At 41.4% G+C, this 26,777-nt stretch carries 22 protein-coding genes; 10 read left to right on the top strand and 12 right to left on the bottom strand.

From position 1 onward, the window contains the following. On the bottom strand, positions 1-572 hold a 572-nt coding region (locus D469_RS0108705; protein ID WP_018923002.1), incomplete at its 3' end, for a hypothetical protein. 618 nt (positions 573-1,190) lie between these two features. Between D469_RS0108705 and D469_RS0108710 the strand changes: the two genes are divergently transcribed. After that, positions 1,191-2,870 carry a methyl-accepting chemotaxis protein gene (locus D469_RS0108710; RefSeq protein WP_018923003.1) on the top strand — a complete coding sequence of 560 codons (1,680 nt, stop codon included), beginning with the start codon at positions 1,191-1,193 and terminating at the stop codon, positions 2,868-2,870. A gap of 266 nt (positions 2,871-3,136) precedes the next feature. Continuing rightward, on the top strand, positions 3,137-3,439 hold the full coding sequence (locus D469_RS0108715; RefSeq protein ID WP_018923004.1) for a hypothetical protein: 303 nt from the start codon (positions 3,137-3,139) through the stop codon (positions 3,437-3,439). Between the two features lie 129 nt (positions 3,440-3,568). Here D469_RS0108715 and D469_RS21090 read toward each other — a convergent pair whose 3' ends face one another. Both D469_RS21090 and D469_RS0108725 read right to left on the bottom strand, forming a co-directional pair. Further along, positions 3,569-4,063 carry a hypothetical protein gene (locus D469_RS21090; protein WP_018923005.1) on the bottom strand — a complete coding sequence of 165 codons (495 nt, stop codon included), beginning with the start codon at positions 4,061-4,063 and terminating at the stop codon, positions 3,569-3,571. 193 nt (positions 4,064-4,256) lie between these two features. Continuing rightward, positions 4,257-5,147 carry a polysaccharide deacetylase family protein gene (locus D469_RS0108725; RefSeq protein WP_018923006.1) on the bottom strand — a complete coding sequence of 297 codons (891 nt, stop codon included), beginning with the start codon at positions 5,145-5,147 and terminating at the stop codon, positions 4,257-4,259. Between the two features lie 643 nt (positions 5,148-5,790). On the opposite strand from D469_RS0108725, the gene D469_RS0108735 reads away from it, so the two are divergent. From D469_RS0108735 to D469_RS0108765, 7 genes are all read left to right on the top strand, one after another. Continuing rightward, a complete protein-coding gene (locus tag D469_RS0108735) occupies positions 5,791-6,771 on the top strand; it encodes a Bug family tripartite tricarboxylate transporter substrate binding protein (protein WP_018923008.1) in 981 nt (326 codons plus the stop codon). A 12-nt stretch (positions 6,772-6,783) separates the two neighbouring features. Beyond that, entirely contained in the window at positions 6,784-7,254 is a 471-nt protein-coding gene (locus tag D469_RS0108740; protein WP_018923009.1) for a tripartite tricarboxylate transporter TctB family protein, read from the top strand. 18 nt (positions 7,255-7,272) lie between these two features. Further along, complete coding sequence (locus D469_RS0108745) at positions 7,273-8,778, top strand: tripartite tricarboxylate transporter permease (RefSeq protein WP_018923010.1); 1,506 nt, start codon at positions 7,273-7,275, stop codon at positions 8,776-8,778. 76 nt (positions 8,779-8,854) lie between these two features. Further along, positions 8,855-10,468, top strand: a complete 1,614-nt coding sequence (locus D469_RS0108750) for a gamma-glutamyltransferase family protein (RefSeq protein ID WP_018923011.1) — start codon at positions 8,855-8,857, stop codon at positions 10,466-10,468. Positions 10,469-10,503: 35 nt separating this feature from the next. Next, positions 10,504-11,001, top strand: a complete 498-nt coding sequence (locus D469_RS0108755) for an Lrp/AsnC family transcriptional regulator (protein ID WP_051081182.1) — start codon at positions 10,504-10,506, stop codon at positions 10,999-11,001. 125 nt (positions 11,002-11,126) lie between these two features. After that, on the top strand, positions 11,127-11,717 hold the full coding sequence (locus tag D469_RS0108760; protein WP_018923013.1) for a chromate transporter: 591 nt from the start codon (positions 11,127-11,129) through the stop codon (positions 11,715-11,717). Further along, the gene (locus D469_RS0108765; protein ID WP_018923014.1) at positions 11,717-12,250 is read left to right on the top strand and encodes a chromate transporter; all 534 of its coding nucleotides are present in this window, start codon (positions 11,717-11,719) and stop codon (positions 12,248-12,250) included. Before D469_RS0108760 ends, D469_RS0108765 begins: the two co-directional genes overlap by 1 nt. A 175-nt stretch (positions 12,251-12,425) precedes the next feature. On the opposite strand, the gene D469_RS0108770 is transcribed toward D469_RS0108765, so the two are convergent. The 7 genes from D469_RS0108770 to D469_RS0108800 all read right to left on the bottom strand — a co-directional run bounded on the left by D469_RS0108770 (position 12,426) and on the right by D469_RS0108800 (position 22,366). Continuing rightward, on the bottom strand, positions 12,426-13,325 hold the full coding sequence (locus D469_RS0108770; protein WP_018923015.1) for a PhzF family phenazine biosynthesis protein: 900 nt from the start codon (positions 13,323-13,325) through the stop codon (positions 12,426-12,428). Between the two features lie 152 nt (positions 13,326-13,477). Continuing rightward, positions 13,478-15,415: a CAP and S-layer homology domain-containing protein gene (locus tag D469_RS21095; protein WP_083910770.1), complete on the bottom strand. Its 1,938-nt coding sequence runs from the start codon at positions 15,413-15,415 to the stop codon at positions 13,478-13,480. A 100-nt stretch (positions 15,416-15,515) separates the two neighbouring features. Continuing rightward, entirely contained in the window at positions 15,516-16,832 is a 1,317-nt protein-coding gene (locus tag D469_RS0108780; RefSeq protein ID WP_018923017.1) for an S-layer homology domain-containing protein, read from the bottom strand. A gap of 768 nt (positions 16,833-17,600) precedes the next feature. Continuing rightward, on the bottom strand, positions 17,601-19,025 hold the full coding sequence (locus D469_RS0108785) for a TcaA NTF2-like domain-containing protein (RefSeq protein WP_156816952.1): 1,425 nt from the start codon (positions 19,023-19,025) through the stop codon (positions 17,601-17,603). A 202-nt stretch (positions 19,026-19,227) separates the two neighbouring features. Beyond that, positions 19,228-20,775: a TcaA second domain-containing protein gene (locus tag D469_RS0108790; RefSeq protein WP_018923019.1), complete on the bottom strand. Its 1,548-nt coding sequence runs from the start codon at positions 20,773-20,775 to the stop codon at positions 19,228-19,230. 355 nt (positions 20,776-21,130) lie between these two features. Beyond that, a complete protein-coding gene (locus tag D469_RS0108795) occupies positions 21,131-21,430 on the bottom strand; it encodes a DUF4190 domain-containing protein (protein ID WP_018923020.1) in 300 nt (99 codons plus the stop codon). An 87-nt stretch (positions 21,431-21,517) separates the two neighbouring features. Then, positions 21,518-22,366 carry a hypothetical protein gene (locus D469_RS0108800; protein WP_018923021.1) on the bottom strand — a complete coding sequence of 283 codons (849 nt, stop codon included), beginning with the start codon at positions 22,364-22,366 and terminating at the stop codon, positions 21,518-21,520. A 492-nt stretch (positions 22,367-22,858) separates the two neighbouring features. Between D469_RS0108800 and D469_RS0108805 the strand changes: the two genes are divergently transcribed. Further along, entirely contained in the window at positions 22,859-23,845 is a 987-nt protein-coding gene (locus D469_RS0108805; protein WP_018923022.1) for a zinc ribbon domain-containing protein, read from the top strand. Positions 23,846-24,027: 182 nt separating this feature from the next. Here the strand turns inward: D469_RS0108805 and D469_RS0108810 are convergent, their stop codons facing one another. Further along, complete coding sequence (locus D469_RS0108810) at positions 24,028-25,845, bottom strand: hypothetical protein (RefSeq protein WP_018923023.1); 1,818 nt, start codon at positions 25,843-25,845, stop codon at positions 24,028-24,030. Next, entirely contained in the window at positions 25,832-26,524 is a 693-nt protein-coding gene (locus D469_RS0108815; protein ID WP_018923024.1) for a hypothetical protein, read from the bottom strand. The genes D469_RS0108810 and D469_RS0108815 overlap by 14 nt, the downstream gene beginning before the upstream one ends. Positions 26,525-26,777: the final 253 nt, after the last annotated feature.

The following is a 26,777-nucleotide window of genomic DNA, read 5'->3' on the forward strand; positions in this document are numbered from 1 at the left end:
GCGTCTTCATCTTCTTCTACCGCATCTTCGTCTTCTTCTACAGCGTCTTCGTCTTCTTCTACTGCATCTTCGTCTTCCTCTACCGCATCTTCATCTTCTTCAAAGACAGAGTAAAGGGTTTCCTGGGCGTTTAAGACTTCTGAGCGAACTTCTTCAATTTCTTCTTCTGTTTCTACCACTTCGGGCGCGTTTTCATCGACTTGATTTGTCACGCCGTTCAATTGATTATCTGCAGCATTTAAACGATGTAAGAAAGAATTCAGCTTTCCTTCATAAGCTTCCAATTCGCCAATTTCTTCGTCTGTTAGATCTTCATCTTCTAATATTGAAAGAATCTCCTCTAAATCTGCACTGACAAAATCTGCTTTTTTCTCTACGCTGTCTAGTCGTTGCAGATGATGAGAAGTCTCTACATCACTTTGTTGTTCTGCATGCACTCCAGCATTTCCATTATTACCATTGTTTCCGTTCGCCTCTGAGTTAGGTTCTTCAGCACCTGCTTGTCCTGCTGTAAATACAAGTCCTAATGCCGCCAAACTTGGTGCTGTCAACTTCACAATTCTTTTGTTCATGTTACCTTCCTCCTTTAAGAGCTTGGAAATTTGATGATACATGTCTAATTGTAGAAATACTCCCGCCGTAAAAAAAGAGAATTTAGAATACATAATCTCCTTTTAAACTTGATGAAATGTTGTAAAAAGTCAGATCAATAAATATTACACTGCTATTATTTTTCATATAAAAGCTTTAACCACCATCATGCAGGCCTACCTGCTTTTGTGATGGTTTATTTTCATAGCCAGCAGTTAACGAAAAGATTACAAACTATTATCATCGAAAACTTTTACTACAAAAAAGTAATTATTAATAGTAAACGAATAGAAATATCATCCATAGCAAATGCCTATTCATTAGGATTTTATAACTATGTGACGAATTGACTTCTCTTAGTTCATTTCTAACCAGAGAACAAAGAAACCTGATTTTAATATATCAGAATAATAAAAGCCCTCTATATCTGATGTGAGCTTATTTTTCATACCGGAATACAAGCTAATTTAATGACAAACAAGTATGTTTTTCGAGATTCTTTACAAATCTCTACTGTTTTTGTAAGTAATATGGTATAGTACTTAAGACTTGAAAAACTTTTAAATTTAGAAATTACATTGTAAAAAGAGGGATAGAGAATGAAAGCATGGCAACATTTTTCTGTGCGCGGAAAACTACTTGCAACGTTTAGTACTGTATTATTACTCTTTATAATTGGAGCCGTTTGGATCTTTTTAGAACTCAATTCAACCGGCGAGGAACTAGACACATCCGAACAACGGGCCGAACGCGCTGTTATCGTCACGGATATTGGTTCCCTCTTTCGTGCAAAGTACATACAAGTTAATGAGTTTGCCCGTACAGGCAATTTTGACGAAGAATATTATATAGAACAAAATGATAGACTTACCGAGTACCTAGCAATGATTGAGGATCGTATGAACACAGAGAGGCAGCAAGAATTGTATACAACCATCCATGAAAACAATGATCAGTTCAATGAATTAGCGACAGGCGTTGTGGAAGGGGAAGGTTCCATAGAACTTGCAATGGCTGAGTTAGATCAATTACGCGGAGAAACGGTCACTTCAACCCGCGAACTTTCAAACGAAGTCGTTGATCAGATGGGACTAGCACAAGAGGAAGCTGCCGCCTCTCTTTCACAATCGCAAACTGTGTTTATCGTTTCTTTAGCGGTCGCGTCAGTGATTGGCTTTACTTTATTTTTATTGTTTAGCAATAACTTGAGCCGCACCTTGCAAAAAGTGTCTTACAACGCAGAACAGATTAGTGAAGGTAATTTAAACGTTGAACAAGTGAAAACAAACGCAAAAGATGAAATCGGCGTGTTGGCTTCTTCCATGAATGGGATGACCAATAACTTGCGTGAATTGGTGCAAAACATTTCGAACACTTCTACAGAAGTCGCATCTTCAGCTGAACAACTCCTGGCAAGTGCGGATGAAACGAGCAAAGCCAGCAGTCAAATTTCTGCCTCCGTGCAAGAAGTGTCCAGTGGGGCTGACCAACAAGCTGAGACAGCTAATCACGCTCAATCTACAGCTGAAGAAATCTCTACCGGAACCGGGCAGATTGCCTCTAATGCTCAAGAAGTAAATGATTCTGCAACGCAGGCTTCCCATAAAGCCTCAAACGGTGCAGAAGTCATTACACAGACCGTAGACCAAATGAACACCATTCAGGAGAAAACAGAATCTACAGCTACTATCATTGAGCAGCTCAACAATAAATCCGGACAAGTAGGAGAGGTCGTATCACTTATTACCGACCTATCCGAACAGACCAATCTACTCGCTTTAAATGCAGCTATTGAAGCAGCGCGGGCTGGTGAACACGGGAAAGGCTTTGCGGTAGTAGCCGAGGAAGTACGAAAGCTCGCTGAACAGTCTGGTCAGTCTGCCCAGCAAATTAGCACGATGCTTGAAGAGATTCAAAGTGACATTACTCAGTCTGTTCAAGCTATGAAAGACGGTCAGGTGGCAGTTAGTGATGGAATGTCTTACGTTGGTCAAGCCGGAGATGCTTTTAACGACATCCAAAAAGCAGTTGTGCGCGTTTCCAGCCAAGTGCAAGAAGTATCTGCTGCCATTGAGGAAATCACCGCAAGTACTGAGTCGATGTCAACTTCTATCGAACGAACAGCCACCGTCGCGAGCGACTCTGTTCATTATACTCAAGAAGTAGCCTCTGCGGCTGAAGAACAAAATGCTTCCATGCAAGAAGTTAATGCAGCCGCTGCTACGCTCTCAAAAATGGCCGAAAATTTACAGGAATCGATCCAAACATTCAAATTGTAAATGTTTAGTATAGCAACGTTCTTTATCAACAACGTCCCTTTAACACAAGACATCATAATAGAAAAGCCGGGGGTTATCACATCCCCGGCTTTTCTCATGCAAGAAACACACTGTTCAGCTTAAACTGCAGGGGTTAAGCCCACTACTCCAAGGGGCATATACGTTTTCAGAGGAAATCAATATTTAAAGTCTAAACCTCAGATGCTGTTAATATGTTACAATAGGTGTCACATCAGCTCTCATTTTATTTATAAAGGGGAAACCATATGAGAACGAAAATCATGAAATGGATTAATGGAAGCTTTGAAGCTGTCTTAGCGATTCCTTTACTCGGGGGCGCTCTTGTTATCAGCTTATCATGGACCCCACTCTTAGTTATGCTTATTTTGCATATTATTGCTCTTGTCTTTTCAGTTCAAGATAATAAAAAGAAAGCTGGGCCGATTTTAGGAATTGTCACTTCATGTGTTGCCTGGATCCCGGGAGTCGGTTTTGTCATGCACGTTATAACCGCTATCTTTAACATGGTGGAAGCGGCGAAAGATGAAACGGTCAGTAAAGAAATTTAGAATGTTGCCTAGAACCACCGGCTGATCGAAAGAGTAAGATCATAATAAATAAAAGTGAGCATTAAAACCAGTGAAGTGTCATTCTTCACTGGTTTTTTGTATAACCCATTTAAACGTTACTTTATGAAGTTAAAAATCTTCGTTAAGATTTATGAGGTTTTCTTCATCTTTCATAAGTTGAACATGAACCGAGGGTGCAGCGTGAGTGTCTTGAGCTTCTTCAGCAAAGGTTTCTGCAAGCGCTTCTGCTTCCTCATTGCTTACATCTTCTCCTAAGTGGACAGTAAGCACGACCTTCCCATCCTCTTCATATACTTCTACATCTTGTACACTAGCATCTGCTGCAATGATTTCTATCAAGTCCTCATCTGCTGAACTCGGTTCCCTCATTTCACTATCATTTTCATCACGGTCTACCTCTTCACTTGTATCTTCTACCTCATGAGTCGTTTCATTATTACTTTCCTCTGTTTTTTCTTCATCGTCCTCATCGTTTTCTTGAAGTTCATCTACTTCCTCCTCAGCTCCTTGAGGTTCATCTACATTCTCCATTTCTTCTTCACCGCTACAACCAATGAGTAATAAAATCAACGAGATCATACCAACTTTCCCACTATGTTTCATATGAAACTCCTCTTCTTAGTAGAATTTATTCAATCTACCCTTATTATAATATAGCGCGTGCACGGGACCTACCAGTAGCGAAGGCCCATGCAAACAAAAATATACGCTAGTATAAAAACCCTGCAGAAATTACTCTCTGCAGGGTTTACGATACTTTAATGCTTTACCGCACTGGGGGTCAGGCACCACTATATTAATGATAAGACTCAATCTGCTCGATTAGATCTTCGCCGCTGAAGTCGCCATCCGCGTTAATTCGTTGTAACTCATACGGGGAAGTATCCTCTGTGTTGATACCTTCACGAACCGTATACATTAGTTCATACCCTCGTTCTTTGCCGATTTCAACCACATCCTCATTGAATGCGCCAAACGGGTAGGTATAGGTAAAGACTTCATTGCCTACGTGCTCTTCAATGAGTTCTTCGGACGTTTCAAAATCTTCAATAATCCGTTCCATATATTCTTCTTCAGATTCCAATTCCCCATCTACCACTTTTTGATTAATCAGTGGTGCTCCTTCTCCGTCTTCTGTTTCTACGTAGTGGTGAAGGTCATGGCTGTGATTCTGTATATCAATGTATTCACTTTCCGCCATTTCTGCAGCCTCATCCCAGCCAAAGTGAGGGTTTGAGCCCGGGGTCTCACCACGGTAGCTCGTTACTACATAAATGGTGGCGTGCATTTCCATTTCATCTAATAAAGGATATGCAATCTCATAATTACTTTCATACCCATCATCAATGGTGATAACTAATGGCTTTTCCGGCATATCTACATCTTCGCCGTTATAAAACGCTGCCAGCTTTTCTTCGGTAATCGTTTCATAGCCTTCTTCCTGTAATGCTTCTAACTGATCTTCGAAACGTTCGGTAGGTACCGTTACTGAACTCGCTGCTTCTTCATCATCATCAAAATGGTGATACATCAACACCGTAATCGGGGTCTTACCTTCAGGTACCCCTTCCTCTTCTATCTCGTTCTCTTCAGGTTCAGAGGTTTCCTCTTCGTTCTCCGTCACATCTTGACAACCAACCATGAAAACAGCAAAACCTGTTATTAAAAAGCTTTTTAATATAGTCATTCAGCCTCCAACTTTCCTTATGGCAAAAAATTTGATCCTTTCTAATTTTAAAAGAGAATGGTGGCACTCGCAAGTTAATAAATGTAGAAGTTTCATGTGAAATCTTCGTAGGATATTCTCAGAGGCCATCTGACCATTTCTTTTCTATTTCAATAACCATGAAAATGAGGTTTATGAACCCATATCGGCTCTTTTAACATAATGTTGATAATTAATGAGGTAGCTCCTGAAAACCATACCCGAGGCTTTCTCGCCAAACGCATCAATACCTTTCAAAATCAATTTATTATCATGCACTATCTGCTCTGAATCTCTCTTCGACACCTTTCATGAATGCTCTGAAAGTTTCTCCTCCTCATTATCTTCTATTATTTCGCTCTTCTTCAACCTCCCCTGATCCTGCTCTGAAACCCCCCCCCTTTACTGCCCCCTTTATCACATTAACGCTGTACCTTACCGGGGGACAGGCACCATAATGACAGATAATTTGACAAATTTTTTGATTTTTTCTATAAATTTTGTAGACTTTCGAAAAGTCATGATATATACTCGTAATCTAACAAAAAGTTTTGTTTTTTTGTTTTTCAGGTACTTTTTGTTAATTAACTACTAAATTATCTTTCTTTAAGAAGGGGAGTTTTTCATGATGAAAAAGAAAGTGGCATTTGTACTAGCAACAGGAGTGACTGCAGTTGCTTTATCTGCCTGCGGGGGTGGCGATTCAGCCGAAGATTATCCAAATGACTCAATTGAAATGGTAGTGCCGTGGGGTGCCGGCGGTGATACTGATGTGATTAACCGCATCACAACTGATTATTTGGAAGATGAATTAGGAACCTCGATCACGATCACGAACATGAGCGGTGGCGGTGGAGCTATTGGCGCCCAGGAAGCGCTCAATGCGGATAATGATGGTTATACTATACTTGCTGGCCATGATTCCATTGCCGTTTCATACTTAATGGACCAAACTGATTTCCACTATTTCGATTTTGAACCGGTTTCTCTAATGACTTCAGCCAATCAGCTCTTAGCAACCAACATTGATAATGAATGGGACAGTATGGAAGATGTGATTGATGACGTAGCTGATGACCCTGAATCGATCAGCTTTGGAGCGACCGTCGGTTCAACGACGCATGTTGTTCCACTAGGTATTCAAAATGATGCCGGGGTGGAGTTTAACTTTGTTAACTACGAAGATACGGCAGAACGGACCCAAGCTCTTCTTGGCAATCATGTAGACATTGTCCCTACTACGGTTCCAGCAGCTGAAGAATACATTGAAGCTGATGAAATTAAAATCCTCGGTATTCTCGCTGATGAACGAAATGAAGCCTTACCTGAGGTAGAGACATTAGAAGAACAAGGCATCGACTTTACGTTTGGAACCAACCGTGGTTACTTCTTCCCAGAAGATACGCCTGATGAAATTGTTGATCAGTGGGATGAAGCGCTCGGGAATGTGGCCGAGAATGAAGATTTCCAACAAGAGATTGAAGAGATGGGTGTAGAAATCAATTACTTAGACCGCGACGAGTACAATGAGTATCTCGAAAACGACCTTCATGAAATGGAAGACATTCTCGAGGAACAAGGGGCACTTGAAAGAGAAGTAGAATAGGAGGGGCCAACGTTGAAAAACAAAGAACAATTGGCAGCTCTAATCGTTTTAGCGGTAGCGGGCATCTTCTATTATTTCACCTTTAATATCCCAGCCCGGGAAGAAGACGGGCTGGGACCCACTTTTTTTCCGCGGCTTCTGCTGATTATGATTGGAGCTTTAGCGATACTTAGTTTAATCCGTTCTTTTGTCACACCAACAAAAGAAATGAAAAAGGAAGAAGAAACAGCCGAACAAAAAAAACGAGGCAAGTCCGTTTGGATTATATTTGTATTGTTCGGCGTATTTATTCTACTTGTTGACTTTCTCGGGTTTACGCTCTCAGCAGTATTATTTATTATTGCCGTTTATTTATTGATCGGACCTTCACAGTCTTGGAAACGTTCGGCGCGTACGCTCGGTATACTTATCGTTATACTTTTTGTCCTTCAATTTGTTTTCCAAAATATTTTAGAGGTACCGCTACCATCCGGTATATTCTAGGAAAAGAGGTGAGATCACGTGGAAAACGTTCTGCTAAGTTTGCAGGAAGTCCTGCAATGGCAAACACTGCTCCTTATGTTTATTGGGGTATGCGTAGGAATTGTACTAGGGTGTATCCCCGGTTTTACAATGACGATGGCTGTGGCGCTTACGTTGCCATTTAGTTTCACGCTTGACCCCCTTCAAGGAATTTCATTAATGATGGGGGTATGGATTGGTGGCGCCTCTGGTGGACTTATATCAGCTTGTTTATTAGGTATTCCCGGTACTCCATCAGCCATGGCCACCACCTTTGATGCGTATCCAATGGCTAGAAATGGGCAACCCGGACGGGCATTGGCCATTGGGTTATGGTCTTCTTTTTTTGGAGCACTCATTGGTGGGGTCATCCTTGTAGTTGCTTCTCCTTTTTTGGCAGCCTGGGCCGTTAACTTCGGACCATGGGAGTTTTTCAGTTTAATGGTCTTCGGGTTAACCGCCATTGCCAGCTTAGGTCAGGGCTATTTAATTAAAGGCTTGATTGCCGGATTGTTCGGTATGTTTATCGGCACATTTGGCCTTGATCCCGTAACCAATACAGAACGATTCACCTTTGGCTTTGTGGAAATGTACAATGGCTTTGATTTTCTGCCGATTTTGATTGGGGTATTTGCCTTTTCCCAGCTTCTCAGTGAACTAAAGCAAGGTGCACGTCAATCCGTCGATTTCGGAGAACAGAAAAGTGTCTCTTATCCGATTGGTAAAACGATAAAAGAAATGTTTTCTTCCTCTATTAATGTTGTTCGCTCCTCGATCATCGGTACGATTGTCGGCATCCTGCCAGGGGCGGGCTCTAGTATTGCTAACATTTTAAGTTATGATGTGGCGAAAAAAGTTTCAAAGAATTCGAGAGAATTTGGAACAGGAAAAAAAGACGGTATTATTGCTGGTGAATCAGCAAACAACTCTTCAGAAGGCGGTGCTTTGATTCCGACTTTGGCACTTGGCATCCCTGGTAGCGCAGTTACAGCCATGATGCTTGGCGCTTTGCTGATTCATGGTATTCAACCTGGTCCTTACTTTATTATTTCCGAGCCAGTGCTTGCGTACGGCATCTTTCTTTCCTTTTTCATATCAGCCATTTTCATGCTTCTTATTCAATCTTTTGGTATTCGACTTTTCTTACGGGTAAACGATATCCCGCTTCATATTTTGCTCCCTGTTGTTATTGTGTTGTGTGCGCTTGGCAGCTTCGCCATTAACAACCGCATGTTTGATGTAGGCGTACTGCTGTTGTTTGGTGTACTCGGTTACTTAATGAAACACTTTGGTTTTTCTCTGCCGGCTTTTGTCCTTGGCGTAATTCTGGGGCCATTGACCGAACAAAACTTACTGCGCGCCTTAAATACAAGTCCGGACATATCACTCTTTTTCACGCGTCCAATCTCAGGCGTTCTTTTAACCTTGGCGATTCTTTCACTCATTTACGCGATTGTTTCAGAAGTTAAGTATTCCAAACAGATGGCTCAAGCCAAACAAGAATAATAGCACGCTTCTCGTTTGAATGACGCTGCTCCAATGTAAATCGAACAAAAATTTACCAACGAAAGGTGAGAGATATATGCTTGCACAAGATCCACTCTATCAACCTTATACATCCAAACGTATGCCGACCTACAGCAAAAACGGGATGGTAGCCACCACCCAGCCCCTTGCAGCTGAAGCCGGCAAACAAATGATGGAAAAGGGAGGAAATGCCATTGATGCAGCGATTGCTACTGCTGCTGCGTTGACCGTGGTAGAGCCTACCTCAAATGGTATTGGCAGTGATGCATTTGCTCTTGTCTGGATAAATGATAAGCTCCATGGCTTAAACTCAAGCGGTCAAGCTCCCCAGCAAATGACCCGGGAAGCGTTTAAGGAACAAGGTTACGAAAGCATCCCTACTCACGGTCTTACCCCCGTTACGGTCCCGGGGGCTCCGGGTGCGTGGGCTTCTCTATCTGAGCGTTTTGGTAAACTGCCTTTAGAGGACGTTCTCGCTCCTGCGATCCGCTTAGCGGAGGAAGGCTTTCCGGTCTCTCCGATCGTGTCAAAGTATTGGAAGCTCGGAGCTGCTAGTTTTCGGAAGAAATTCGAAGGAGAGGAGTTTAAGCCTTGGTTTGATACGTTTACGCCAACTGGTAAAGCTCCTGAACCAGGCGAAATCGTGACCTTGCCAGGTCATGCTTCCACCTTGAGAAAAATAGCAGACACAAATGGAGAAGCCTTCTACCAAGGGGAACTTGCGGACGAGATTCACGACTTTTTCCAAACACATGGCGGCTTTTTACAAAAGGAAGATTTACAACAGTTCAAGCCTGAATGGGTTAATCCAATCTCTGTCAATTATCAAGGCTACGACGTGTGGGAGATTCCGCCCAATGGGCAAGGGCTCAACACACTGCTTGCATTAAAAACACTGGATGGGATGGACATATCTAAAGAAGCTGACCCTGAAACGGTGCACAAACAAATCGAAGCGATGAAATTAGGGTTTGCCGATGGGATGAAATACATCACCGATCCTGAACATATGAAAGTATCAGTAGAAGATTTGTTGTCGGAACAGTATGCTGCTGAACGCCGAAAGTTAATTGGAGAGGAAGCCATCACCCCAGAAGCCGGCGAGCCGCCAAAAGGCGGAACCGTCTACCTTGCAGCCGCAGACAATGAGGGGAATATGATCTCTTATATTCAAAGTAACTATATGGGCTTTGGTTCTGGTATTGTCGTTCCGGGCACAGGCATCAGCCTGCAAAACCGCGGGCATGATTTCAGCCTCGACCCTGAGCATCATAACGTGCTGGAGCCTGGGAAGAAGACCTACCACACCATTATCCCTGGCTTCTTAACCAAAGATGGAGAAGCGATTGGCCCATTTGGTGTCATGGGCGGCTACATGCAACCGCAAGGACATTTGCAGGTTGTGCTGGCTACGGTACTTGCCCAGTTGAATCCACAGTCTGTACTTGATGCTCCGCGATGGCGCTGGGTTGAAGAGAAAACCGTTGAAGTAGAACCTAATTTTCCAGACCATATAGCTCAAGCCCTGGTGAGAAAAGGCCATCAAGTGAAGAAAAGCGTGGATGAAGGCGGCTTTGGCCGCGGCCAGATTATTTGGCGAGACCCGAAAACGGGCGTACTCACCGGCGGAACTGAGCCCCGGGCAGATGGTTATATTTCCGTGCTCTAACACTTTCTTATTCAAATGAGACGTTCTTCTTTATAATGAACATAGAGACAAAAACTGTTCAGGCGAAGGAGGAACCATTCGTGGCCAAACATGATGACATTGACAAAAAAATATTAGAGTTACTCACGGAAAATGGACGGATGTCCTATGTGGATATCGGTAAGGAACTCGATATTTCCCGCGTGTCTGTCCGGGATCGGGTTCAGGCTATGGTGGAATCGGGATTAATTGAAAAATTCAGCGTAGTGATCAATTCAGAAAAAGCCGGTAAGCAGATTTCTGCTTTTTTTGAAGTGGACTGTGACCCTCAATATTTAGTCGAGGTAGCTGAAACTCTTGTAAATAACCCCAGTGTTGCCAGCTGCTATCAAATGACGGGTCCCAGTACGCTGCACATGCACGTGCTCGTCGAGGATATGGCCGCATTAGAAACCTTCATTAATGAAGAATTGTACACCTTGCACGGCATTACCAGGGTGGAATCCCATATCTTACTGCGTCGATTTAAAAGCCGCACTGGCTTAAAATTATAGGCCTTTTTAAGTTAAAAGGCAGTATTCCTACAGAACCAATAAGAAAATCCCAGTGAAGAGGCTGCACGATGGGCCTCTTCGCTATTCGTTTACGTTAAAAAAATAGAAAGGAGGGGCGTCATCATATGGATTTTAAATTGCAATCGCAAATTTTCATGGCCTTTTTCCGAAGCGGAATGCTCGGTTATGGCGGTGGACCTGCCTCGATTCCACTCGTGCAGAAAGAAGCAGTGGAAACGTATGAATGGATGAGTGATGAAGAGTTTGGCGATATTCTTGCGCTTGGCAATACGCTGCCAGGGCCAATTATCACGAAACTGGCTGGTTATATTGGTTACCATGTTGGCGGTGTTGTAGGTATGCTAAACGCCTTGTTTGCTACCATTTTTCCAACTGTTTTCCTAATGATTGTCTTGATCGGTTTTTTGACCTCGTTTAGCGATTCGCCTATCGTTCAAGGGATGACTCACGCCGTCGCGCCAGTAGTAGGCGTTATGATGCTTGTGTTGACGTATAACTTTTTCAAAACATCAAGAGACCAGCTCGGCTGGGTGGGAATGATCGCTCTAGGCGTTGTGAGCATTCTCATCATCGAACTATTAAATGTCCATCCTGCTATCTTAATTGCCATCTTGCTTATTGCAGGTTTTTCTTCGGTGCGCAAGAAAAAGCAGAAAGATGAAGAGAACCGCCCCAAAAAGAAGGTGCTTAGCTGATGATCGTGTATTGGGAATTATTTTTAGCGTTTTTTATACCAGGAATTGTAGGTTACGGAGGAGGCCCTGCTTCCATTCCGTTAATTGAATATGAAGTTGTGCAGAGATATGAATGGGTCTCTGTAGAAGAGTTCGGTGAAATTCTCGCGCTCGGAAACGCACTTCCAGGACCGATCGCGACGAAAATGGCAGGATTTATCGGCTATGAAGTCGCAGGCATACCCGGTGCTCTCATTGGCCTATTTGCCACGGTGGCACCTTCCCTGCTCGCGATGCTCTTACTTATTGGCCTGCTTTACCGTTTCAAAGACTCTCCGCGGGTAAAACGGATGACGTCCTTGATTCGTCCGGTGATCGCGGTATTGTTAGGCGCACTGGCAGTAGACTTTTTCGCTTCTGGTTGGCAAGGAGCTGGCGTACTGCAGACCGTAATTCTTGCTGTGGGCAGTTTTGTATTATTAGAACTTCGGAAAGTTCATCCTGCGCTGGTTATCCTTCTTGCCCTCGCGTACGGAGCGATCTTTTTAAGTTAATTTCTCATCCTGCACACCTAGGAGCCGTCTTCACAGCGAGGACGGCTCCACTTCTTTTATTAAAGGTGATTTGCTAATCGCGCTAGAATCACACATTTATGCCCACAGCCCACTACTGTATATGACTTGTGGAAAAACTGTGTATATTTTTCCTTTCTAACGTGCTCAAGCTCTCTTACTCTTCTAAAGCCACTTCGAACTCTTTCACAAACAGTGCCTCACCTGTAATCGTTATCTCATAGCCCTCTTCACCGTCAGCCACGCTAACCAGTACCCGGCCGTCTTTACCCATTTCTTGCCCTTGCTCAATAAGCAGATGAAGATCTTCAACTAAAGGGCCGGCCATATAGTTAGCATAATATGCGCCCATGACAGCTGATGCCGTCCCAGTTACCGGATCTTCAATCGTGCCGGCATGCGGAGAGGAGAAATGGCGGCCGTGCATATGAGCATCCGCTCCATACGTTTCTAAACAAAACGGATGAATGGACGCTTCCGGTCTTTCTGTTAACACTTTAGGAAAAGAAGAAGGTTGCGGCGTCATTTGTTGAAAGGTTGCTAGTTTCTTAATCGGAACTAAGAGCGTCCAGTTACCTGTACTGCCATAAACAAGCGGCAGTGTTTCATCAATCGCTTCTTCCCCTACTCCAAGAGCCTGAGCCAGTCCTTCTTTAGACCCGTTAAATGCTTGAAATTGCGGCTGTGCTTGTTGCATCGTAATCTGGATCGCACCAGCCGAGGACGAAGATACGTGCACAGGAAGACTGCCTGCTTTCGTCTCAATCGTGAGATGATTTTTATCCGGCAGCCATCCTCTACTCTTTAACGCATAGACCGTCGCCACCGTGGCATGGCCCCACAGATTCATTTCCTTCCCTGGCGTAAAAAATTTGAGCCCGACATCATCTCGGGCCGCCGTAACAAGAAAAGACGTTTCGTTAAAGCCGACGGCATACGCAATCTCCTGCATCTCCTGCTCACTAAAATCGTCTCCGTTTAACACTAAGCCAGCTGGATTCCCTTTATTGGGTTCATTACAAAACGCATCGTAATGATATACCTTTACCGTTTTCATTCTAAACCCCTCCGCAATTAAAACATGCCTGTACTATACCGAGCTTTGCTATCATTATATCGGGCAGATGAAGAAACAAAAAGCCCTGAAAAGAAGCTATTCTCTTCAGGGCTCTTTATTCTTTAACATATGCACAGTAGAGAAGAGATTACTTAGTACTCTACATAATACCCCTCTTCATCTTCTTCTCTTCCAAACCAAACATGGGCATAATGTCCTTCAATTCCTACCCCCATCACTTCTAAGTCACCCCAATTACCTTCCCCTATAATGACATCGTTATGAGCAGAGGAATTCTTCCATAAGTCAAGAGCTCTTTCTGCTTCTAATTGCACCCCAGAATAAACAGAAATCTCAAAACCATTTCCTTGATAGCCTGTTAATTCACGTGGCTTGTTCCACATTTTCTCACTATACTCATGATCGGAAGTATAGCATACTGGCGTCCACTCTCCATTTTCGGACCAACTGTGTAAGTTACATTCTTCTCCACGCTCATCTTTACCGTCTTCTGGGGAATATTCGTTAGAGTCTTCTACATGAGTCCGAGCCACTTCTGTTAATGAGCTTGATACAGGCAATGGGTTTAAGCCTAGAGATTCTCGGTATTCATTAATTAATTGAGCTAATTCAAATTCTTTGGGAGTTAGGTCATCATGCTCATAACTTTCTTCTGGTACAACAGTCACTGTTTCTTTTATGATTCTCTCTCCCGGCAAAGATAGCTCGACTGTGTATTCTTCTTCGTAAGTTGCATCAGGTTGAAATGAAAGATTCAGTTCGTCATCAGTAGATAAGAAATCAGTTGACTCTAGCACCTTTCCTTCATCGTCGCTCGCATAAATCGTAGCTGTCATAGGTATTTCATATTCAATAACAGGAAGAGTAAAACTCACCTCAACTTCTTCGTCTTCATGTTGGGAAACCTCTTCAGACGTTACCTGTCGTTCTATGCTATTTTTTAATTCCTCAATTAAGAGAAGCTCTCCCCACTGAAGGTTCAAATCTAAAGAGGAGGAAGCAGGCAAGAATTCATACCCTGAAAGGTTTGCTCCCTCTTCAAAGCGAATAGTCAAATCCTTTTCATATTCAACTTGTTTCTCCGCTACTAGTTCTTCATCATCAATGGTAATAGGAGCTTCAGTTTGTATGGCAAGCCCCTGATGAATGTCCCCTCCACCTGGCTCAACAGCTTCAAGATAAAATGCTTCATCCCCTGGTAAAATAGTAAGGTGAGGTACAGAGGAACCATTCTTAAAGGTTAACCTTTCACCTTTTATCGCTACAGGTTCGTTAACATGCACATTATCAAGTGTTACAGATGTTCCATTTTCAGTAAAAGTTAGGGTGCTAACCTCTCCATTTTTTAAAGTAACCTCTTCTGCTCCAACTGTTACTTCATTTGCCTCTGAAAGGTCTACTGTTGTATTAGGTTGATCAACGATAACACTGCCTTCTGGGGATTTACCTTCATTAAAACTCGTTTCTTTAAAAACCCGATCTAAAAACGTAACAAATTGGGCTCTTGTTACCGAGTTATCAGGCATGAAATCTCCCCCAGGGTAGCCTGTAACTATATTATTGCCAGCTAATATGCCAATTTCACGAGAAGCCCAATGCCCTTCATCAACATCAACAAATGAAAGTCGCTTTTCCTCATCAAAGTCAAACTCCCGAAACAGAACAGAAGAGAGTTCAGCACGCGTTAACGTTTCTTTTGGTTCAAATTGTCCACTTTCATTCCCTTCAAATAGGCCCGCATCAACTACTGCTGCTATTTCTTCCATGAATTCATCAGAGTCGTCCACGTCGATCATGTCATTTCCAGAATGACTTCCTGTTTCTAAGTCTAATACGCGTACCATTAATACAGCAGCATGGTCACGCCGTATTTCATCATCAGGACCAAAGTTGTTATCCCCATAGCCTTCAACCACTTCTTCTTCGACTAATTGATTAATAGATTCAGCTGCCCAGTGCTCGGGCGGAACATCATCAAACTGATAAGCGTGGCCAGCATATGTATAGGTGAACCATAACACTACAGAGGTACAACTACCTATTATGAATTGCTTTACTTTTCGATTCATTTTTACCCTCACTTCTTCCTATAAAGCACAGTTACTATGCTTATCGTGCTTAGTAGGAATTTCATTGATTTATTAAAATAGGTGATAAGTTTAATGGAAGTCAAATTTGAAACAAACGTTTAAAAGTAATAAAGGCTTGTTCACGAGAGTATGTTCCATTAGGGCTGAATAATGTTTCACTGGTTCCATTCATTATGTTCTCCCCACTACCTTTATCGGTAGCATGAGTAACGAATTGTACGCCATCCTCTGCCCACACAGCAATTTCACCCCTATCATCAAAGTTTATAGTTCCTCGCGCTTGCTCCAGGTTTAAGTGATCAGCTGTACGTTCTAACATTACTGCAGCTTCCTGTCGTGTAATTTCTGCTTGAGGTTCAAAATGATTATCTCCGCGGCCATCCACAATTCCTAATTCAAATGCAACAATGACTGCTTGCTGAGATGTATCAGCGAACGGAGAGTCTGATTGCTCTGATAAATTTTCTTCCATAAACTCCCCTGTACTAACTCCTTTAGTGGTAGCTAAAAAATGTACAACCAGTTCACTAAAATCCAGACGGGTCATTGAGTCTTGATAACGAAGGTCAAAGTTTTCTGGAACCAACCCCAACTGTCGCGACTCTTCTACTTCATCAGTAGCCCAAGAAGAAGGCGTTTCTTCGCCATGCACATCGTCAACTGAGCGTTGATACTCTTCAAACAACCCTTGAAGTGATACACTGTTTATTCGATCAGAAGTTTGATCATAGATTTCATTAAATTGTTCCTTTACATATGGAAAGTCAACTTCTTCTTTATTGCTAAAAATCTTCTCTCGCTCTTGTTCATATTCCCTTTCACTAACTTGTTCCCCATAAATTTCATATTCTGAACTGCCCTCCTCTTCAGGTTGGTGTGAATTTAACGAAAAAGCATAACTTATTTGATCTGTTGTTAACATGTTGCCTTCCATCGTAATCCCTATATCTGCAATTGAAGAATTTATTGCACTAGAGCTCCCGTCCACCCCTATAAACTTGAATTCTTCCGTGCTTTTATTTTGATATAACTGCAAATGATCAAAAGCCCGCATGCCTATACCCATATTCTGTAACGATTCATTGCTACTGCCGAGTCCGTCCCCTTGATGATTCAACTTTATGGCTTCTCCGTTTTTATAAGTAAGCGCCAAGTCTAAATTGTTAACTGTTCGATAAGAGGTACCTTTAAAAAGTTCAGGAGTACCATTTCTATTGATATCGGCCAATACAATGTTTGTAGATTGATCGGCATGAATATATTCATTATCGGAAATGTAGTTGTTCAATTCATTCTCATATGTTTCTTGCCAATCTTTCTCAAGCGCTTCTCCCGAAGTCACTGTAAACATTGCTAAAGTCCCTAACACTATAAAACTCACACTTACTTTCTTCATGTCAGTCTCCCCTTTTTATCTTTTTGTCCATACTTAAGTCCGTATTTCATCAAAATAAACAGAACTATTTTACCACATCTATTTTATCATAATACTTTCCTATTGTTGTGAAAAATTGATATTAATGATTTTTATTAGTACGATGATGATCTAAATGGTCTATTTTTGCTTTGCCAAAAAACTGAGGAGATTGCTACTCTCCCGAGGCGCCAGCGGAGCGAATTTGGACGTGTAATCGTTTAACTTGGACATGTAAGCGCTTTATTTGGACGTTTCGACAAGTTTCTGTGACACTTCGACAAATTTCTGTTACGTTAACGCTCAAATTTGGACAGTTGCCCACCTCCTCATACGCTGAACCGCTAGCTCCCCTTTTAGTGAGCCCATCAAAAAAAGGTTGCCCTGCGTAAGGACAACCCTTCAGCACCAACTTGAAGCTGACATCAACCATCGCCAGTTTTCTTCGTGATGCTCATTCCGATGATCGCTCCGATGACAGCTGCCGCAACGTTAATGACCAACTGTACGATTGTAGAAGCTTCTTCTAACTATCTACAATTTTACTTATATCCTTGTCATTAAATTCCCATCCTAGTAGGCTAATGTATTACATTCTCTTTTTACGAACTTTTGCTGACGCCGCAACGGAGACACGCTCTACACATTGTGCTTGCACCTTTTGGAATAAATCTCTTACAACTGTCATCAATGGATTTTTCATGCCGTTTGCTCGCACAGCTCACGCTTGGAAACATTTTAAATTCTTTACTATTCACTAAGCGTTTCGTCTTCCGTTTCAATTAATTCTTCAATTTGTTTAATTTTATACCCTTCTTCGCTTTCTTCAACTCGATATGTGGTTTCAAACCGCTTATATTGTTCGCGCCCATTCCCGTAGTAAATTTCGTAACCTTCATCCAGTGTGACAAGATGGTAATTTCCTTCTTGATATGAATCTACTTTTTCAACATGCATGACTTCTTCTGTGATTCCTTCCTCAATAATATAATCTAAATAATCCACAAATTCAGCGTAACCTGTCGCATCTTGATCATAATAAGGCAGAACGTAACTTTCATCACCAGCATTCATAGCATTAACAGAATTGACCACAAACCCTTGCATAAATAATTCGATATCTTCTGACTCACTAGGGGCACTTAAAGTGCCTTCCGCTGAATCATCTTCAATAGCTACTGTTTCCTCATTTTCTATCTCTATTATATCCTGCTCGTCTGCTTCCTCCTCTGTCCCTTCTTCAGCTGTCTCTTCCTCTGATTCTTCTAAGGCCCTGATTTCATTACGGTTAAAGTTTAAAGTAGGGGCCAACTCTCCCACTACATAATCTGTAACTCCCGTATAAAGCTCTTCACCTTCTACTTCCATTCTTGCCTCAAGCTTAATTTGCTCTCCAAGAACGAAAGGGCCTAACTCGTCGGCATCTCCCATACTTACTCCGCTAGGTTCATCATCGAGCAGAAGTTCAGCCTCGGGATGATCCGTATTAATATCAATATATCCCCAATCCAAGTGAAGCTGATGGTCCAACTGGTTGTCTCGAGCATCCGTAAACGATAAGATGTCTTCATCTCTTACATCTTCATTATTTGCATATACTACTTCTACTTCTGTGTCGCCTGGAAGGAGTTGATCAAGATTCACCTGTTCATTTTCACTTTCGAGATCATATTGTGTTTCATTTACCGTTAATACCACATCTTCAAAGCTTGAATGGATGTCTGCGCTGAATAACACCGGTTGAATTTCATAGTATTCATACAAACCGAACCTCTTATCTCCTTTTTGCAACTCAAGAATATCATTACCGTTCCTATCAGCTACTCGATGAACTCTTTTTTCATTTTCGATGGCAGAGTAAAGATCATCAAACATAGAGTCATCACCTTTTGCGCGAATATAGCCCAAAAAGCCTTCTACTTGTTCTTCGCTAATTTCATCAATCTCATCATGCGCTTCTATTAGTGTTGCAAGACTCTCCTTATCTTCAGAAAGCACCGCCACTTCCCATTCTTCCAACTGCTCATCAGCGGGCAGCATGGAAGCAACTGTTGTATGGCCACCATATAGTATTCCACCAAGTACTGCTATGCTTATAATGATTTTTGGCAGAGGTGATTTCTTTCCATTCTGCTTAACTGTCTGAGAAGAGTTATGGGCGGGTGATGGCGACATGGTTTCCTGTGGTTGGGCATGGCGCTTTGGCTCCGTATGTGAGGCAGAGCCCAAGGATTTTCCGCACTTTGTACAATAAGAACTACCTTCCTTTTGTAGTTTTCCGCATTGTGTGCAATACATGATCTCACCTCAGTTGATTTCATTTCCGTTTTTTAGAAACTTCCATTTCCTAATTCTTCATAAAAAACTGCTCATGAAGTCAAGATTCGTCTCTTAAACGTACTTCTAATAGTTCTCCGTTTTCATTTTCCGCAAATTCGAATGCCGCCACGTTTGAGTTAACATGGTAAATTAACATCCAATCCCCAGTTTGATGAGAATTTTTTTCGGTGTCAGGTTCGCCCATGACTTGCTTTACATCCTCCACATAAAAGACTTCATCTGGATAGCCCGTTATCGAGACCACCCTTCCTTCCCATATATTTGAAGAGTCTGGAACTCCGTAATCAAAATTCCCAAATCTAGTGGTAACTCCACCAGCTTCAGAGAATTGATCATCATAGCCCCCTTCAATTTCATAAATCACCTGTAGTTTTGTATCTAGTGAATATGTATCATCAGCCACATATTCCCCTTCAAAACGTTCAGGCAATTCATCGTCAATTTGTACATATGGCTCACTGCGATCGAGGTCTTCCTCACTCGTCGTTTCCACCCCTAACTGCTCAGGGTCTTCAGCCCCCGCCACATGATCCTCTTCTTCCTCCTCTACATTGTTTACATTCAAAGCTTCAATCTCTTCCGTATCAAAATTAAGAACTGAATTGGCCTCGCCCACCGTGTATTCCAGCTCATCAGTGTAGAATTCTTGTCCTTCCAATTCATGTTTCGCACTTATATGTAATGTTTCACCCTTTGCAAAAAGCCCTAAATCGTCAGCTTCCTCCACTAGAACCCCTGTATTTTCACCATCCAATATTAGTTCTGCTTCAGGAAAGTCCGCTTCAACTTCTACGGGCTCCCAATTAAGCCGAAGCTCTTTACTTAAATGGTTAGCTGAAGATTGAGCCAAAGAAAGCACTTTTTCCTCTGCTAGCTCTTCATTTTGGCTAGAATGGATATCAAGGACATGTTCTCCCGCCAGCAAACCATCAACAGTAATTGGTTCATCCTTGTCTTCCATAACATATTCTTCTCCACCTACTGTAAGAACCAGCCCCTCACGTGACGAGGAAATTTCTGCTGAAAAAAGCACAGGACTTAACTGATACTGGTCGTATATCCCAAATCGTTTGTTCCCTTTATGAAGTTGTAGTACGTCATTTCCGTGGGTATCCTTCACTCGATGGATATTTCTCTCTTCAGTGGCTGCATCCCGGAGTTCATCAAATAGTTGTTCAATTGTTTCATTATTAAGATAGTCAACAAAGGCAGCTGTTTCTTCTTTACTAATAGAATCTATCGCTTCATCCTCTTCTACCAGCGCTTGAACTTCAGATATATTTTCGGTTAAAACGGCAGTTTCCCACTCATCAATGATTGCGTCTGAAGTGTACATGGTAGAAAGCAACTGATGAGTCCCATAGCCAATTCCCAAAAGGATGACTGCGACCATAACACCCTTTGAAGCAGGTGACTTTTTCCTTGGAGCATCGGTTTGCTTGGTTTGGACAGTTGATTGATTGGTGGAACGTTGAAGTGGAGAGTCTTCCTTTGGGGAGAGAACTGAAACTTGCTTTTTTCCACAATTAGTACAGAATGAGGCCTCGTTTTGGAGCTGTTGTTGACATTTGGTACAGTATTTCATATTTTCACCCTCCCAACCGTAGAGATTGATAGATAATTTTAAACTTACTTACGCCATTGGTCGTCCCAATTTCTTTTATATACTCCTAAATGAAACAAACCTTTTGGACCCGCTTATATCCCATTACTCAAAATGGCACAAATGAATGTGTATGAATCTGTCCGTAAAGTTCTTATTAAAATAGGCCTTTTCTTGAATGCCAAGCATCACTGCAGCAAACAAGAAATAGGCCTTTAAGATAATAAGTGTGGTATTATAAATTACCATGATTTCAAAAGATAAATTCTGATCGTACTTCGAGAGTTGTCTCCACTCTTTGCGCTAGAATCAGTTCCGGTTTTCATAAGTTTCTACCTTATAGGCCTGTCGACCCTAAAAGTCCGATCCCGAGCCAAAACATAACCTTTAAGCCTATAGTTATAATTCCAAGAATTAATCCTGCTTTAGCCATTCCTTTCTTGACCGGTTTACTCATACCCAAATAACCAAAAATAATTGCCAAAATCCCAAGAAGGTATGGTAGGAACGGGATAAAGTTAAGTGCTACTCCTACGATACCCAGTACTAACGCAGTCACCGCTAAGCCATTTCCTTCGGGCTTTTCCAGGACAACTCTTGTTGTATCTTGGTTAGCTTGTTCAGCTTGTTCAGTCATTCTTCCACCTCCTTTTAAAGATAATCAAACATTCTGCCGCACCTTAATTAGTCAAAGTTTGTAAAGATTCAACCTCACTTCATGAAACTAAAAGGGAATGACATCTGTAATTAAACTTGCTAAAAGAGTTCTTCCAGCAAAGAATAATACAATAATATAAAGGACCATGCTTAACGAGGATACATAAAAAGGATCAAGGCCTCTATCTTCTGGCTTGCTCCGAGAGTAAGAATAAATGACCCCCACAAAAGCAACAATCTTAAGAATAAAAGCTAAGGCTACAAATAATATAGCTACATCAAAAGCAGCGATAAAACTGAAAAATAATCCAATAAGAAGCACCCCAGTTGCCGGTATCATTAACAACCCTAAACGGCTCATGCTCTGTAAAAACTCCACATTTGATACCTGCATGGATTTAGCTGCCCCCAGTATAATTACAGTCATTATACCGAAGAGTGCCATGAACCCAAAAAAAGGTGGGAATACAAAAGATGAAAAGGAAAGAGAGGGCCCTCCGCTTCCCATCATAGTCATCATGCCCCCGGCAATATTTTCAGCAAATCGGTACATAATAAAAGGAAGAACAAAAGAAAACAGCAGAAAAATGACTAAAGCATTCTTCCAATCTTTAGATCCAATTTTAGTTAGAGAATTATAAGGCTCAAATTTTAAGTGTTGCAAATAACTAAGAAACCCATCCCAAAATTCCTTTAGTAAATCTTTTGAACTATAAGCTACCTCTGTTGCTGCAGCTGCTGCCTGCTTTTCACCTGCAGGTTCCCTGGATTGTTCTTGGGTTGAGTAACATGAAGCACAAATTCCCACTTCATTGTCGGTATTGGTACCACAGTATTGACAATAAACTATAATCCCCTCCAACCTTTTTAAATTCAATTGGTAATCTTTTGTAATACACACATATGTTAAGTACATCTTCTATCACTGCTCGGAAGAACTATAGATCCATCTTAGTTCTTTTATATGTAAAAAATGTTAATATCAGGTTTTAGCACCTAAGAACGAGTTCTAATATACCACCCAAACTTAAAAAGTTCAATATTTTACCTTATTTTTCTTATGATTTCAGTCTTTGTTTCTCAATAATTGATAGATCCAAAGCTTTTTGAATTTTTAACTTTGTTAAGATGTTTACATTTAAAAGAATAAATTGTAAAATTCTATCCGTATCTTAGCTTCCATTATAAAAGTCCTATGATCTTTTAAGTAGATACTTCAATTCTATTGTTTAAAAACAACTTCATATTAACTCTGTGCACGAGTTTTCCCGCGTTCCTAAGACATAAGAAAGAGATGTGGGCATAAATAAATTTTTGAATGTACTGCTAACTGTAAGATTAAACACTCTTACCTTCACTATTAATAACAAACTACTCATACTATTGAAGAAAGGTCGGCACATATCTTATGCAATGTCCTAAATGTTTTACAATAAACGAAGATGAGGCCTTATTTTGTGCTAGTTGCGGCTCGCCCATACCAGTAGTGACAAATGAGGAAGAATCGCAACCAGCAGAATCTCACCTCACAATCGAGAACCAGCCAATCGAACCCATTGCTCCAGGTACAACATCCAAAGTAGAGACTGCTTCTACCATTGGAAATGAACCTGAGGCATCAGTTGAAACCTCACCTGGGGCCACTGTTCCACCTCAAGTAACACAAGGTCCACCTAAAAATGATTTTTTTAACACCTATAAAGATTTTTGTTTTGCATCTATAAAACAACCTTGGCAATCATCGTTAGCAACAAATCATTCCCATCTCTCTTTCGGAATAATTAATATGGTACTAGCCTCCTTTTTTATTATTGCTGCTCTTTATTTAACTACTCCATATTTGTTGATGAGGTTTACATTGTTTATAGAGCAACTTGATCCAACAGGGATGACAGGAGGGGGCGCTGCATCCGCAGAAGAAATTTCCGCTATGCAAGCTGAAATTTCTGAACTAATGCCCGGTTTTTTTGAGCTCTCCATGCAACCTTTGTTTATTTTAGGTGCCGGCTTATTCGGAGTTACGTTCCTTTCTTATTTTCTGCTTCAATCAACAGGTAAACAATTAGATTGGAAAGACATGATGGGGCGGTTTGGCTCCTTTTTAGCCCTTCCTATGAGCCTTGCTTTGCTTGCTGTGGTTTTAACCTTTGTTAACCTGGAATCCTTTGCTAGCTTTCTTTTACTTTTAAGCTTCATGTTACTCGTGTTAGCTTTGGCAGCTTCAATTTTCTCTTACCAAACCCAACAACCTGGCAATCATAAATTTGATGTTGTCTTTTTAGCCGCTATTACTGGAGCTGCTTTACTTTTCATCCAATATTACGCAGTGTTTAACTACTTCTCAGAACTCATTGCGCTCCTTTCCGGCATGGAACCACCAGAAGACCCGTTTTAAATTAACACTATAAAAATTTCCTTAGTAGCTAAGCGCAAGATAGGTATTGAAAAAGGCATGGAGAAACCCTCCATGCCTTTTGTGTCGTTGGTAGTGTCATGTAATGCTATTCATTTTCGTTTGTGCATCGGCGTATCCATCATATATTTCATCAAAGACCACTTCAAAATAAGGTTTTTGTATCACTCTTGATAATTTAATATAGGTTCTTCAAAGATGATATGTTGGTTCCCCTCATCTCCAGAATCTTGGCTGATTCCAATTTCAAGATTTTCCACTCCGGATACATTAACTTCTACGTGCTCTAACTCATGATCTTCTTCCACCGTTACTTCGTGGAGAACTTCTTCTTCATCGTCTCTAAATTCGATCTCGGTGCTACCATAATCTACGCCTACTGTCTCTCCTTGTACCTCAACGCCAACTTCTAATGTTTCAAATCGTTCCATTAAATCAAAATCGCTTGTTCCACTTCCACGGAACAACACCGACTGCGGAGACAAAAGTCCTTCATTTTCACTAATAAAGTCTTCTTGGTCTTCTGCATTAAAATGTTCTTCGTAATTATTCGCAGGATCTTTATTTAGCTCATATAAGTAAGCAGGTTCGTCTGGTTCATATTCTTCACCAGTATGGAGATCAAACCACTTTTTCTCGTCAAACAGCACGATCCCAATAGAAGAATGATGTTCTGTAATAGAAGAATTAAATGAATGCGTAAATTCAAATGGCTTCTGAGTGCCTTCATAAATCTCTAGACTATTCGTTCCCATAAATGAATTCGGGCTCACAGAATTATATTCACCTGTTTCAGGGTTATAGATAGAGGAAAACTCCGGAACTTCACCGTCCTCATTAGGAATGATTTCCCCACTGATTTCAAGCTCATTATCTAGCACTTTTAAACGATCAATTTCTACATCATACTTTTCCGTGGTCCAATCAATTGATGGCCGATGAAGATCTGCAACGGAACGTTTGCCCGGAATGGTAAGAGCTCCGTCTAATTCGTTTTCTTCAAATTCAACAGCAATATCATCTTCATCAACCGATGGGACGCTTACATTGATTCGTTGTAAGTTTTCCAGCGATTGATCTTCATTGGTGTTAAATCTCACTTGCTGCACCGTTTTATCTTCATAAAAAGTATAATCAATATTCGAGTTATCCACTGTCTCCCCATCGGCGAAAATTAATAACGGAGTAACACTGATTTGCTCTGCTTGATAACGAAAATCGTCATGGTAATAGATATAGAGTTCAATCTGCCCTTCATCATCCTGCACTCCGGCCACTTCAATTAAGCCGCGCTCACTATTCACAATTGTTTTTCCCCATTCTTCTACTTCAGTTGGAAAAGTAACGTAGCGTTCTTCTAACTCTTCTGCTTCATTTTCCAAACTTACAACCATCTCTTCAGAGACATAATTCGGGGCACTGGATTCAAGAGATGATAGTTCTTCTATCGAACGTTCAAGCGCTGACATGTCTTCATTTTGAAGAGCAACTTCCGCCTCTTCCTTATACCGCGCAATAATTTCATTTTCCATGACTTCTTCAAGTTTTTCAGCTTCCGTTTCGAGCTCTTCATACATGTCTAGTTGGGTAAATCCTTCAAAACGCTCTTGTACACCTTCAACAAAGGTTAACGTCTCGTAGTAATCTTCAAATTCATTAAGACTTGGATCCAAACCGTTAATTTGTTCGATTGCTTCTTCATAATCCAGCTCAATATCTTCAACAGTTTCTAGCATGCTGGAAGCTTCAGCGTGCAAATCTGAAACAATGGCCGATCGTCCTTCCGAATATTCACTCCCTGCACCTAAGTCCTCTAACAGATCATCATAAATTAGAAGAGCATCGTCCAATTTCAACTCATTCATAGCTTCTTCAGCTTTCTTCAACTCAGCGTGAAAATCTTCCGTTTCATCTGAACACCCTGATGCAATTAACAACCCCATTGCGCTAATTATGTATGCAGATCGTTTAAGCACTGGCATCTTGATCACCTTCTTTCGTGAGATTGGAGTGGTTTTGTGTCCGGCGCTTCCAATAAAACCAGCCGCCAGCACCCAAACCTCCAATAATTAAAGCCCCTATTGCCAGCCCTGCAAAAGAGGATCCCTCTTCATAAATAAGTAAAATTTCTTCATTAGCAGTTACTTCTACATGGCTTCTGTCATCTTTCATTTCAATGTTTTCCGAATGGGCGACCGTATCCCCTGGAGTATGGATGTGCAACTCTCCCATATCTTGGCCTGGATGGGGAAGAGATAAAACAAGTAAACCGTCTGCTTCAGCTAGGTCCTCACCTTCTTCAACCATTACCACTTCTTCTAGACGCTCATCTTCTATTACTTGTAGATCCTGAAGTGGAATGACATATGCTTCTTCTTCCAATGCAGTAATATTTGAAAAATCAAACGTAACCTCGATACTTTCTCTTGTTTCATTTACTGAAAGCGATTGAATAGCTTCCACTTCCTCTGAACCTTGCTCCAGCTCTCTTTCTACCTCACGTTCAACATCTTCTGCAGTAACCATCCCCGTGTCATAGATGGTTTGAGTAACGTTTCCCGAACCATCATTTTCAATCTCTATATGGGTTTCCCCACAAGCTACAAGAACCATGACCATAGTTACAAATACCGTCATTAAACACAATTTTCGACCTTGCATATACGAGCCTCCTGAACTAATACAAAATAAAATAAAACAGACAAATATCACAAAATGTCTGTTTCACGGAACCAAATATACCACCTATATCCAATTAATTCAATCTTTATTCTTAGTTTTCTGTTCTTTTAGGGCGGGGACATTCATCTGTTAAAAATAGAAAGAAATGATGGTTATACCGCTTTAACGTGCCGGGGGTCAGGCACTACCACCAGGTGCATTGTCAGAGGCTAGTGCTATATCATATGTATCT

The organism is Salsuginibacillus kocurii DSM 18087, assembly GCF_000377705.1.
In the GTDB taxonomy this organism is placed as follows: domain Bacteria; phylum Bacillota; class Bacilli; order Bacillales; family Marinococcaceae; genus Salsuginibacillus; species Salsuginibacillus kocurii.